Genomic DNA, 12,457 nt, shown 5'->3' with positions numbered 1-12,457 from the left:
TCCAGAGTGAAATATCACTCTGGATTTTTTTGAATTAAAATGCACTTCCTGATTTTTGAGCGATCCAGGAAGCGGCAATCGGAAGAGAAAGCGTTGACATCTTCGTTTTCATCGAATAATTCACTGCGGTAAAAGCTCTCGATGACTGTAAGCCCTGCTTCCTCCAGACAATTAAGCACTTCAAGTTGTGTTGGGATATGGAGGTAGAAGCGTTCCGGGTGTGAGAATATCCCCCAAACTCATAAAGCCTCTCATCTTGTTTACCTCCACACCAAATAATTTCCTCCTGCTCCCAGAAGTTCAGGTGATTTTCGTTTTTATTACGGTCATGTGTTGTGAAAATAAAGATTCCTTCAGGTTTTAAAATACGGTTGATTTCTTTTAAAGCCAATGTGCGGTTTTGTCGCTGGGGAATTTGCATTAAACCATTAAAAGCGAAGATTGCTTTATCGAATGAGGCGTCCTTGAAAGGGAGGTTCGTGGCATCGCCAAGGATAAAGGGGATGTCCAGGTTATGTTCATGCGCTATTTTTTCCGCTTCATTAAGCATGGCAGGCGTTAGATCGATTCCTGTTATATTTTGAAATCCTGTTTTATATAGTGCGAAGGTGGTTCTTCCTGTACCGCATCCGATATCAAGGATTGCATCATCCTGATATAAATATTTTTCGAATGCATATTTCTCTGATTGCCAAAGACCTAATTTTTTAGTTGCATCAGCATAAAGGGAAGCGGCCTCATGAAAAGAATTAATGATAAAACCTTTTTCAATTTTACCCATGATCAATTGCTCTAATTTTTTTCTACTATTATATGGATATTTAAGGTTGTCGAGTGTGTTCCTTGACCTTAGGTTAATATGGAGTTCATGTTTCACATTATTTACATTAATGAGGGGTTATATAACTTACGTGAAAACCCAAAAGTTTGATAAAATAACATTATTGATTGAGGGCTCGGAGGGGATCAGGTTATGAAGAATGGTAGTAATGATATCTTATATATGTATATGCAGGCTTCCGAACGGTTTGTCCTTTTTAATGGACTCAATTTTCGTGAATTCGTCTATTCGCTGCCATGTACCTTGGATTCCATCTTATTATTGAAACATCAATTCGATGGTGGGGAATATAATTTGAATGTCCTGCTAGAAAGTGCTTCATCTGAAGATATTGCGAAGCTCGTTAAAGAAAATGTCCGGGCATATGGAGATTTCTGTTGGATCGATTTTGAAGAAGCGGAAGGTCTGGATGAATTGGATGGAAGGGAAATAGCGGAACTTTTATATTTAGGGCACGCAAAAACCCATCTGGATCCCCCTTTTTTCCGTAAATTGAATAATCAATTTGTGTACCTTGCCCAGGATGATGGCTGGTTCAATAAAATTTATTTTCGTTCTCTTTCGACATATTATATGATGTTAGGAAGCCTGATTCCGCTAAAGCTGGAGCGTTTAAAAGTAGAGAGGACGTGGCTTGGAATCAGAAGGAAAAAAGAGCTGACGGCGATTCCGCCAGAAATCATTTCTTCCTTGGCTCATATTCTGGCAGAGGGGCTCGTTTTTTCCTTTCGGCATGTTAAGTATACAAGAACGAAAATTGAGATACCGGCATGGGTCGTAGGGGATTATTTTAACATGGATGAAATGCATGATGACTTTTCGGATAGGGATATTAAGGATCCAGATGCCTTTATTACCTTCAATCGAAAAGAAAAGGTATGGGAAAGCGTTATTAAAAATACATCATTCTCCTAATTATCCCAACTTCCGAGGTTCGTGGATTGGATTATTTGAAATCCTTGAATTTTCTAGGTGTAAGACTTACCATCTCATGCATAAAAGATAAGAGAGGGCGACACACTGGATGTGCTAGCTCAGGTGTTGCCACAGGACGTGGCGAATTTAACCTGTGTTCCGCTGGTGTAAGTTTCGCTTTACCCCGCATTAACAGGCTGTAGGGCAGGCGGGTGTAAGTTGTAATAAAAAAGAAATATGGAGTTTGCTTTATCCGTTTTAGTGTAAAGTGATACAATGAACATGGTTAAAAGAATATTGGAGGGTAATAACTCATGAAAACTAAACTTGGTTTGCTTTATGGTGGAAAATCTGCGGAGCATGAGGTTTCTATGCAGACGGCTTTAGCGGTCATTAAAGCTCTCGATTTAGCAAAGTTTGATATATATCCGATTTACATAACAAAAGAGGGTTCATGGATTAATGGACCGAAGTTAACGGGACCTGCTGAGAATGTGGAGGCTTTGACATTTTCACCGGAAAAATCGAGCTCGCCTCTTGCCTTGCAGGCACATTCAACTGATGAAAATAGTGAATCAACAGGATATGACGTAATTTTCCCATTGCTTCACGGACCAAATGGAGAAGATGGGACCGTACAAGGGATGCTGGAACTATTGAACCTTCCTTATGTAGGCAATGGCGTTTTAGCTTCCTCAGCAGGAATGGATAAGGTCATCATGAAAAACATTTTTGCCCAGGCGGGACTTCCTCAAGTCAAATACACTTGGTTCATTCGTTCTGAATGGGAGAAGAATACTGAAAGTGCCATTAAAAAGGTAGCGGATGAATTGGGGTACCCTTGTTTTGTCAAACCTGCCAATTTAGGCTCGAGTGTGGGTATCAGCAAATGTAATGATGCTGATGAATTGGAAAAAGCTGTAGCGGAAGCTTTTCAATTCGATCGGAAGATCATCATTGAAGAAGGGGTCGTTGCTCGTGAACTCGAGTTTGGTATTCTTGGTAATGATGAACCGTCTTGTTCCGTGGCAGGCGAAATCATCCCTAAGAAAGATTTTGCCTTCTATGATTATTCAGCAAAATATGTAGACGGTAATTCAGCGATGGTCATTCCAGCGGAGATAACGGAAAGCGAGTATGCAGCTTTATCCGAAATGGCCATTACTGCCTTTAAGTCATTGGATTGCTCTGGATTGGTTCGCGCTGATTTCTTCTTAACGAATGAAGGGCAAATCTATATTAATGAAGTGAATACAATGCCTGGGTTTACTCCTTTTAGCATGTTTCCGTTATTGTGGAAGCACACAGGTGTCGACTATCCAGCGTTAATTGAAAAACTCGTGAAACTTGCCTTGGATCGTCATCAGGAAAAACAACAAATCAAATATACAGTTTGATCATGCAGGTAATGTATCAGTAAACTTCACAATCCATCAAACGTTGATATGATGGATTCCAATCAGCAGGAGCCGGTGCGATTCAAACTGGTTTCTGCTTCGTTTGGTTAACGGAAGAAGATAGCGATTAACGGTTCAATGAATGTAGGAGGAACAAAATGATAAAGAGAACGTTAAAACAAGTACATGAAATGGCAGAGGGATTGAATGATATCAGTCCATTCCAGTCCAAAGGGATTAATGGGGTTTCCATCGATTCAAGAACGGTTAAGGAAGGATGTTTGTTCATTCCGCTTAAGGGTGGGCAGGTTGACGGCCATCAGTATGTCAAGCAAGCTTTAGCGCAAGGAGCGGCGGCTTCTTTTTGGCAAAGGGATGTTCCGAATCCTCCTAATGATTTACCGATAATCATTGTCGAAAATACCGAAAAGGCACTTCAGCAATTGGCGCGTTCTTACCGTCAGCAGTTGAATATAAAAGTCATTGGGATAACGGGCAGCAATGGTAAGACGACTACGAAAGATATGACGGCTGCACTGCTGGCAACTACCTATAAAGTTCATAAAACCAATGGAAACTTCAATAATCATTTAGGTTTGCCACTAACGGTGCTTTCTATGGAAGAGGATACTGAAGCGGCTGTTTTGGAAATGGGAATGAGCAGCCGTGGTGAAATTGAGTTCTTATCCAAAATGGCAAAGCCTGATGTAGCGATCATTACCAATATCGGTGAATCACACTTATTGGATTTAGGATCACGTGAGGAAATCGCGAATGCAAAGTTGGAAATTGTCGAAGGTTTGGCGAAAGATGGAACGCTGATATATCATGGTGATGAACCATTGCTTCGCAATCGGATCAAAAAGGATTTTCCTGATTTAAACGTAAAATCTTTTGGACGTACGGAACAAAATGATTTATATCCACAGACCATAAGCCAAGGAGCAGACAGTACCAAGTTTATAATCGCAAGTGATGAAAAGGAAATCGATTATGAGATACCCGTTTTAGGCCATCACAATGTTCTTAATGCATTGGCAGCAATTTTGGTTGCTAAAGAATTCAATGTGGATGATTCAGCGATCCGTAAAGGTCTGTCAACCATTCAGTTAACTAATATGAGGATGGAATTGGTCGAGGGCGCAAAAGGGCAGAAAATCATCAATGATGCATACAATGCCAGTCCAACTTCAGTTAAGGCAGCAGTTGAGTTGGTTGAGGGATTATCTGGATTCGAGAAAAAGATACTTGTATTGGGAGACATGTTGGAGTTAGGGCCACAGGAAAAAGACTTTCATTTAAAAATTGGTGAATTGATTTCCAGTGAGCGGATTGATATGATCTTCACATATGGTCCTTTAGCCGAGTTTATTGCCAAGGGAGCGAGCAAGGCTTTTTCATTGGAGAAGGTTCGTCCTTTTCAAGATAAGCAGGAGCTTATAGAGGAACTTAAGTCGTCTACACAGGAAAATGACATCATTCTTGTCAAAGCTTCCAGGGGTATGAAGCTGGAGGAAGTCGTTCAAGCCTTACAAAAATAAAAAAGCGTAGAAAGGGCCGTTTCTGACGCGGCTTCAGTTTGTAGACAAAAGGGGTTCGGAATTAAAAATTCCGAACCCCTTTTGAAATTCACTTTGAAATTCTGGCCCAAGGTTAAGAGATTTGGGCTCTACGCCCACTATGTTAGGCCATTTTTGGACCTTGTCATGTCCAACTGGCCATCTTCTTTAAAACGGTTCGCTGGCACCATTTGGTCAAAAGTGATCATTTCAAGCTGATCTCGCTGGAATAAAATCATGTTTAAAAAAGCATCCAAAAGACTGTAGGCAAAAGGAGTTCTGTCTTAATGTTAAAACAAAGTTGATTCCGAACGGAAGGTACGAGACTCCTGCGGGAAAAGCGTGTCCAGGGAGGTCCCATAGGCGCAATGGCGCCGAGGGCGGACCGCCCGCGGAAAGCGAGTGCCTGGAGCGGAAATCAACGGTCAAATTTTTTTAAAACCAAAAAAGGACTGCAGACAAACTCAATTATTATCGAGTTAGTGTACAGTCTGAAGCCGTTTCTTTTTTTTGAAACGGCCTTTTTTATCGTGCTTAAAAAAGTGTCCCGGCAATAATGCAGATGTCATCGTTAATCACTGAATGCCTCATCCTAGAGACCAATAGCTCCTGAAGAAGGTCATGTGTATCGAGATGGACATTTTCGATGAATTCCCTTTCGATATTGTCAGATCGGTCAATGGCGGAAGGGGTGGGCGTTTTAGAGAGTCCATCTGTATAGATGATGAAACGGCTTCCTGGTTCATAATGAAAGACTATTTTTTTTATGGGCAATTCGGGAATCGGTCCGCTTGGGGTGGCCCCTTCGTTCAAATTGAGAATTTGATTGGTGCATGGGGAATACAAAAAGGCTGATGGAAGTCCGTAGTTCACATATTCGATGAGTCGATCCTTTGTATTCACGTATGCGATGAAGGCTGTAATACGAGCATGGTTTTTATTTTCCTGTTTAACTCCTTGAAATAAATACCGTATATGTTTGTCCAGTTCCTCCGTTATGAAAATGGGGTCTTTTACACGTTTGATAAGGTCAGGCATCAATGTACGTATCGACATGTTTATAAGTGCTGTATGGATGCCCTTTCCGAATACATCGATCATTATGAAGCCGTAAAGCCTGTCATCAACCTCCGTCCAGTAAAATAAATCCCCTGACAGTTCACTCCAAGGCTGGGAAAGACCTTTGACCTCTATATCTTCATTATTGATCGACAAAGGTAAACCTGAAAGTTGAATTCCCTTTGCAATTCGAAGGCTCCTTGCTGATTTTTGGTGTATCTTTTCGAGCTCCAGCCCCTTCATTTTTGCCGAAAACAGTTGCATGCTGATGTTTCGTAGTGACTTTAATTTAATCCTGACTTCTACCGAATCGGCAGGGACCGCCATGGTTTCATAAAAGGTCTTTTCTGGTAAAGCCAGAGGGGCCTCCATTCCTAAAGCACGTTTGTAAATGAATAAGATAGGGATTTCGTGAGATTCAGCTAAGGCGAACAAAGATGTTTGCTGCCAAGAATCTTTTGATAGGTGTAAAGGTAAAATAAATAATGAATTCATTAAGTCCGTTGAATCCTTGAATAGATGACTTTGATTGAGTGGATCCTCCAAAAAGGTTACTTTCTTGTTCATTTTCTTTAAGATTCGACCAAAATCCCTACATAAAGGAACATCTATTGTGAATATATTCATATAACCCCCATTGTTTTGTTGATAGGTCAATCATACTGCATTTAGACTTATTTACTATAACTTTCGAGTGAAAAGATGGAATATTCGAAAATCTAATGATCCCATATACCTGGAAATTCAAAGGAAATTCATAATAAGTCCTTTCTTTTTCCAACGGGGATAACCGTGGAAGGTGTCCGTTCATTCGAACTAATCCTTCTAATCCTTCCTGAAAAAGGTTTGTTGAAACTATTTGATTTACACACATATCATATATATAAATGGATGTTCGTTTTGTAAAACATATAATATTTCTATTCATAAATGGATACAGTAAGTCGACAAGAGGGTTTGGAAAGGTCTCTTAAAACAGGACTAGGTTACTGTTTCATGGAATCCTCCTAACTGGATTTCTGAAAACGACTGAAACGTTTTTTTAAGGGAAAAACTGTAGGCAAACCCGCTTTCTTCAAATTTTTCTGCAGAATCCACTTTTGCATGAATGGATATAGTAACTACGGTAATCCTATTGAATAAATTAGGCTACACAAATATCAGGTGTAAATATCCAATTTCTTTGTTTTTGAAACGATCTAAAGTTTTTAGTAACTCTGAATGGTGCGATATCCTTTATTGCATTAACAGTTTGAAAATGGTAATATGAGTATGAGTTTAAATGTCTTATCATTGATGATTATTTAAATTAATCAGGTTGAGGCAACAAAATTGTATGTTCTTACATGTTTCATGAGTTCATTCTTGAGATTATTTTAGATTAAATAGGCCGCGCGTCTGGTCATATATAAAAGCTGCATCTATTGGCGGCTTTAGTAGCTATTAGGGAATCAAGCCGCATTTAAGCGCTTTTCCACTTCTGCAAATCCTCAACGCACCGGGCCTGTTTTGTATAAGAATCTTGGCTCTCGTCAAGTTTTGTTCATACAGCCTTTTTAAGTCTGATGAATAATAGGTGCAGCAGCCCTCACCTGAATAAAACGGTGAAACACCCGTTTATGCTACTTTTAATTTTCCATATTGAATTTAATTTTGGTTACATGTACTTTTAAAAAGATGAGCGTATGTAAATGATAAGTATACACGTGCGCGAAGTTAAAAATGCCAGTGAAAGTCCGTACTGGTATATTTCCTTTTTAAAAAATCATATTGAGTTCATTTGAACTAAAAGGCAGACATACTTTTAGGTGATAATGATAAACTTTTTATAAGAGATAAAGAAGAACATCCGTCATGATGATGAGGATTTGAACTAAAACATCTGTGCATGATCCATGAATGCACGTGTAAATTTACGATATAAAAAGGAGTACGAAAACATTGACATTGTTTAGCGAATTAGGATTAGATAGAACGTCCATGAAATCAATAGAAAAAATGGGATTTGAAGAAGCGAGCCCGATTCAATCCCAAACGATACCTCTAGCTCTTGAAGGTAAAGATATCATTGGTCAAGCGCAAACGGGAACAGGTAAAACGGCGGCATTCGGTATTCCATTGATGGAAAACATCGATATTAATAACGAAAACGTGCAAGGGATTGTCATTGCACCTACACGTGAGCTTGCGATTCAAGTTTCCGAGGAACTTTTCAAGCTTGGTTACGGAAAACGCGCTCGTGTACTTGCTGTTTATGGTGGACAAGACATCGACCGTCAAATCCGTGCATTAAAGAAAAAACCACATATTATCGTTGGTACGCCTGGTCGTCTTTTAGACCATATCAAACGTAAAAACATTAAATTAGGCGGAGTACACACTGTAGTTCTTGATGAAGCGGATGAAATGCTTAACATGGGATTCATTGAGGATATCGAATTGATCCTTTCAACGGTTCCTGACGAAAGGCAAACATTGCTTTTCTCAGCTACAATGCCTGATCCAATCCGTAAAATTGCTGAAAGATTCATGCGGGAACCCGTTCTTGTACGTGTAAAAGCAAAAGAAATGACAGTGGATCGTATCGAACAATATTACTTGGAGTTAAAAGAAAGTGAAAAATTCGATACACTTGCACGCCTTTTCGATATTCAAACACCGGATCTTGCTATCGTCTTCGGACGTACGAAACGCCGTGTCGATGAATTGGCATCTGCCTTGAATATCCGCGGTTATATGGCTGAAGGCATTCATGGTGACCTTAGTCAGGCCAAACGCCTTTCTGTATTGAAAAAGTTTAAAGACGGCAGCATCGATGTACTCGTTGCTACTGATGTGGCTGCACGTGGACTTGATATTTCAGGCGTCACTCACGTATACAACTTTGATATCCCTCAAGATCCGGAAAGCTACGTTCACCGTATTGGACGAACAGGACGTGCGGGTAAACATGGTATTGCCATTACGTTTGTAACACCAAGGGAAAGAGGCCAACTGCATGCAGTTGAACATACAACGAAAAAACGTATGGAGAAACTTAAGACTCCTACGTTAACTGAAGCGTTGGAAGGTCAACAAAAAGCAGTAACGGAAAAAATCCTCAATACAATCGAGAATGATGATTTAACATTATACCTCGGTCAAGCAGAAGAATTATTACAAAAACATAGCGCAGCGGATTTAGTTGCAGCCATGCTTAAATCAATGACAAAAGAACCGGATCAAACGCCTATCAAGTTAACGGAAGAATCTCCATCTCCAATGCGTCGCAATCGCGGAGGAAGCAGTTCTTCTAGTAACAGACAGCGCAATGGCCGCAGTTCTTCAGGCAGAAAAGATTACGGTAGCGGATCAAGTAAACGCCCAAGCACAAACCGTAAATCGAATGGTTACGGAAACCGCAGCACGAGCCAAAAAAGAGAAAAAACAAATAAGATTTAATTGAATTGGAAATGCCGCTCATTTGAGCGGCATTTTTTTATGTGCATCTCCATATATGTTATCCGAATGGTTGGCGGTTTTTGGATGGACTGCTCACCTTTGTTTGAAAAGGGGTTAATTCCCAGTATTTAATTATAGTATAATGGATGAAAGCAAAGGATGGATGATGAAGATTCATTTAAAATTACCTGTCCAGAAGAGGAGAAGCACATGGAACCTGAAAATCGTATATCGAATAAGGCCTTGACCGTATGGAAAATCAGTGGTCTTATAAGCTGTTCAATAACTTGGATTATAAGCATCGCCGTACTCGTGCTTACAATCATTTTTGATTGGACATATTGGGTGTTTGGAGCGTTGATCATAATTTCGATAATCCAATCCTATCTGGCCATCTTTCTGATTCCATCGGTGAAATGGAAGAGATGGCGTTACGAAGTAAGAAATACCGAAATTGATATCCAAAGTGGGATTTTCGTCATTAAAAGAACACTCATACCCATGATTAGGGTTCAGCATGTTGAAACGAAGCAAGGGCCATTATTAAGGAAATACGATTTAGCCTCCGTTGAAATTTCCACTGCAGCGACCCTTCATGTCATTCCTGCCCTGGACCTAGCAGAGGCGGATGAATTGCGGCACTATATTTCCAGAATGGCAAGTGTGGAGGAAGAAGATGTCTGAACCTAAAAGGCTTCACCCCATAGCTGTATTGCTTAACATTATTAAATCGATTAAGGAGTTAGTCATCCCTTTTTTATTAGTGGTCGTCATTCCTGGGAAGAATGAAGGGATTCCTGGATGGATACAACCGCTGGTCATTGCCATTATTATACTTTTAATTATAGGGAATGCATTCCTTCAATGGTTACGTTTTACATACCGCATAGAAGATGGTGAATTCAGAATTGAGTCTGGAGTATTCGTAAGGAAGAAACGGTATATAAAGTTTGATCGGATCCATAGCATAGATATATCAGAGGGCATCATCCAGAGGATATTCAGGCTGGTGAAGTTGAATATTGAAACGGCCGGCGGATCTCAGGCCGATGCCGTATTATCAGCTATCAGCAAAAGTGATGCTGATCGAATCAATGCTTTTATAAGTGAGGAAAAAAATGCGAAAAATCTTTTGGATAAGGATAAAGATGAAGTCGCGGATAATGAATATGCAGCAAAATCGTCTTCCGTTTTTAAGCAGACGCTGCCACAACTATTCGTTATGGCTGCCACTTCGGGGGCGGTGGGTGTCTTCCTATCTGGGGCGATCGCTTTTATTTCACAGTTCGATGAAATGATACCTTTCGAGAGGATATTTAAGGATTATGAAGATTTTATTGAAATGGGGACCATCATTCTGACCGTGTTTGCACTTTTGGCCTTATTGGTGGTTTATGTACTGGCCACATTAAGTATGGTAATTAAATATGCTTCCTTTACCGTGATAAAAACGGATGAGGAAATCGTTATTTCCAGAGGGCTTCTCGAGAAAAGACAGCTGACGATCCCTATCCATAAAATACAAGGTATCCGGATCATGGAGAATTTGATTCGAAAGCCATTGGGATTGGCGACGGTTTATATTGAGTATGCGGGAGGCAGTATGGAAGATAAAGAAAGTCTATCCATCATGCTGTTCCCTTTAATCAGGAAGAAGTATTTACATGAAAAAATCCTGGAGATTTTACCGGCATATGAAACAGCTACGGAGATGACACCGATACCTAAGCGTGCACTGTCCCGTTATGTATTTCGTAAGATTCTATACCTAATCCCGATCATTGGTGCCATGGTATGGTTTTTCAGACCTTGGGGTTATCTTTCCCTTTTGCTTGTACCGTTGGCGATTTTTTGGGCTTGCATGCAATATAGGGATGCAGGATGGAGCATAGAAGGGAATTTGTTGCTATTGAGCAGCCGTTTTTTCTCAAAGCAAACATTGATCATGCAGAGAAGCAGAATTCAATCAATCACATATAAAAAAGGTTGGTTTCAGAATCGAAAACAATTAGCTACGATTTCAGCGTCGATTAAATCAGGAATCACCTCCCGGGTCGGCATGGTTGCGGATGTGGAAGAAAAGGATTGCCTAATAATTGAATCATGGTATTTACCTAAAAAAGCAGTCGACTCCCAATGATTGAAAGGAAGAGTCGGCTGTTTGTCCTACCATTTTTTTCTTAAGTATAAGGGAGCTGTTAAAAATCCGGTTGCCAGTCCGGCCAAATGACCGACAACGTTGATCTGTGGTTGAATGAATGTCATGATAATGGCAATTCCGGTCAGTGTATATACTGTATTTCTTTCGTTGTTCGTAAAATTGGTTTTATTGAACAGTACAAGATATAGAAAGAATCCGAGTAAGCCAAAAATTGCTCCGCTGGCACCTACGTGGTTATATGTCAGTGGGTTAATTAGGAAGGTTGCGATATTGGCAAGGATTCCTGTCGATAAAAAGAAGGTTGAAAACTTGACGGTTCCAAGTAATTTCTCTAGGAATGGACCAAAGATGGCAAGTGAGAATCCATTAAACAGTAAATGTGTAAACGTGCTATGTAGAAAGATGGGGGTGATCAAACGCCACCATTGTCCATCAGCGATATATAAGTTTACACCTGTGCCATAATAAAAGAGTACACTTCCGGGAAATATGGGGAAAAGGACGAGAACGAAAACAATCATCATAATGAGTATGAGCACAGTTACAGCTCGATATGAATTTGCGTATTCGCGGAAGCCTTCTGTTCTTGTAAACATAAATTCCTCCTTATTATCGTTTTTAATTAGATACAATATTATCATTTTCAGGTAAAAGAGTCCTCCTAATGATATGCAGCTTATTAAATTAATAGAAGAGGTGTCAAAGTGATTAGAGGTATAGGCGTGGACATTACTGAGTTGGATAGAATGGAAACATTGATTAATCGGCAACCCCGTTTAAAGGAGCGAATATTAACAGAAAGTGAAATCTTGATTTTCGAAAAGTTAAATGGAAGAAGGAAGGTCGAGTATTTTGCTGGGCGTTTTGCGGCAAAGGAGGCCTTTTCAAAGGCAAACGGTACAGGGATCGGTAAGCACTTATCCTTTTTGGATATTGAAATCATATCGGATGATAAAGGAAAGCCGGTGATTTCAAGGCCGTTTTCTGAAGGGGTCCATCTTTCGATTAGCCACAGCAGGGATTATGCGGTTGCTCAAGTCGTAATTGAAGGGTGAATGGAGTTTTGTCCAATCGGGTCATAAAC

Annotated in this window: 10 protein-coding genes; 7 read left to right on the top strand and 3 right to left on the bottom strand. The window is 40.1% G+C overall.

What is annotated here, in order from left to right:
- Positions 1-34 precede the first annotated feature (34 nt).
- A complete protein-coding gene (locus QFZ73_RS09865) occupies positions 35-781 on the bottom strand; it encodes a class I SAM-dependent methyltransferase (RefSeq protein ID WP_307265755.1) in 747 nt (248 codons plus the stop codon).
- Positions 782-973: 192 nt separating this feature from the next.
- Here QFZ73_RS09865 and QFZ73_RS09860 point away from each other — a divergent pair, with 192 nt between their 5' ends.
- From QFZ73_RS09860 to QFZ73_RS09850, 3 genes are all read left to right on the top strand, one after another.
- Positions 974-1,756: a hypothetical protein gene (locus QFZ73_RS09860; protein ID WP_307265753.1), complete on the top strand. Its 783-nt coding sequence runs from the start codon at positions 974-976 to the stop codon at positions 1,754-1,756.
- Between the two features lie 314 nt (positions 1,757-2,070).
- On the top strand, positions 2,071-3,153 hold the full coding sequence (locus QFZ73_RS09855; protein ID WP_307265751.1) for a D-alanine--D-alanine ligase: 1,083 nt from the start codon (positions 2,071-2,073) through the stop codon (positions 3,151-3,153).
- A 158-nt stretch (positions 3,154-3,311) separates the two neighbouring features.
- Positions 3,312-4,694 (top strand): UDP-N-acetylmuramoyl-tripeptide--D-alanyl-D-alanine ligase, encoded by a 1,383-nt coding sequence (locus tag QFZ73_RS09850; RefSeq protein WP_307265748.1) that lies wholly within the window; start codon positions 3,312-3,314, stop codon positions 4,692-4,694.
- A gap of 552 nt (positions 4,695-5,246) precedes the next feature.
- Here the strand turns inward: QFZ73_RS09850 and QFZ73_RS09845 are convergent.
- Complete coding sequence (locus tag QFZ73_RS09845; protein WP_307265746.1) at positions 5,247-6,398, bottom strand: PP2C family protein-serine/threonine phosphatase; 1,152 nt, start codon at positions 6,396-6,398, stop codon at positions 5,247-5,249.
- Between the two features lie 1,314 nt (positions 6,399-7,712).
- On the opposite strand from QFZ73_RS09845, the gene cshA reads away from it, so the two are divergent.
- The 3 genes from cshA to QFZ73_RS09830 all read left to right on the top strand — a co-directional run bounded on the left by cshA (position 7,713) and on the right by QFZ73_RS09830 (position 11,352).
- The gene (gene cshA, locus QFZ73_RS09840) at positions 7,713-9,212 is read left to right on the top strand and encodes a degradosome RNA helicase CshA (protein WP_307265744.1); all 1,500 of its coding nucleotides are present in this window, start codon (positions 7,713-7,715) and stop codon (positions 9,210-9,212) included.
- Positions 9,213-9,371: 159 nt separating this feature from the next.
- Positions 9,372-9,896: a PH domain-containing protein gene (locus QFZ73_RS09835; RefSeq protein WP_307265742.1), complete on the top strand. Its 525-nt coding sequence runs from the start codon at positions 9,372-9,374 to the stop codon at positions 9,894-9,896.
- A complete protein-coding gene (locus tag QFZ73_RS09830; RefSeq protein ID WP_307265740.1) occupies positions 9,889-11,352 on the top strand; it encodes a PH domain-containing protein in 1,464 nt (487 codons plus the stop codon). The genes QFZ73_RS09835 and QFZ73_RS09830 overlap by 8 nt, the downstream gene beginning before the upstream one ends.
- A 26-nt stretch (positions 11,353-11,378) precedes the next feature.
- On the opposite strand, the gene QFZ73_RS09825 is transcribed toward QFZ73_RS09830, so the two are convergent.
- A complete protein-coding gene (locus QFZ73_RS09825) occupies positions 11,379-11,969 on the bottom strand; it encodes a rhomboid family intramembrane serine protease (protein ID WP_251437403.1) in 591 nt (196 codons plus the stop codon).
- 108 nt (positions 11,970-12,077) lie between these two features.
- Here QFZ73_RS09825 and acpS point away from each other — a divergent pair, with 108 nt between their 5' ends.
- Entirely contained in the window at positions 12,078-12,428 is a 351-nt protein-coding gene (gene acpS / locus QFZ73_RS09820; protein WP_307265737.1) for a holo-ACP synthase, read from the top strand.
- Positions 12,429-12,457 lie beyond the last annotated feature (29 nt).

This window comes from Peribacillus sp. V2I11, assembly GCF_030817135.1.
GTDB classification, from domain to species: Bacteria; Bacillota; Bacilli; order Bacillales; family DSM-1321; genus Peribacillus; species Peribacillus simplex.
This window is presented reverse-complemented; position numbering and strand designations above follow the sequence as displayed.

What these genes read in the sequence shown, in the direction of transcription:
- QFZ73_RS09865 (WP_307265755.1), bottom strand. Translation starts at nt 781, where the DNA reads ATGGGTAAAATTGAAAAAGGTTTTATCATTAATTCTTTTCATGAGGCC.
- QFZ73_RS09860 (WP_307265753.1), top strand. Translation starts at nt 974, where the DNA reads ATGAAGAATGGTAGTAATGATATCTTATATATGTATATGCAGGCTTCC.
- QFZ73_RS09855 (WP_307265751.1), top strand. Translation starts at nt 2,071, where the DNA reads ATGAAAACTAAACTTGGTTTGCTTTATGGTGGAAAATCTGCGGAGCAT.
- QFZ73_RS09850 (WP_307265748.1), top strand. Translation starts at nt 3,312, where the DNA reads ATGATAAAGAGAACGTTAAAACAAGTACATGAAATGGCAGAGGGATTG.
- QFZ73_RS09845 (WP_307265746.1), bottom strand. Translation starts at nt 6,398, where the DNA reads ATGAATATATTCACAATAGATGTTCCTTTATGTAGGGATTTTGGTCGA.
- QFZ73_RS09835 (WP_307265742.1), top strand. Translation starts at nt 9,372, where the DNA reads ATGGATGATGAAGATTCATTTAAAATTACCTGTCCAGAAGAGGAGAAG.
- QFZ73_RS09830 (WP_307265740.1), top strand. Translation starts at nt 9,889, where the DNA reads ATGTCTGAACCTAAAAGGCTTCACCCCATAGCTGTATTGCTTAACATT.
- QFZ73_RS09825 (WP_251437403.1), bottom strand. Translation starts at nt 11,969, where the DNA reads ATGTTTACAAGAACAGAAGGCTTCCGCGAATACGCAAATTCATATCGA.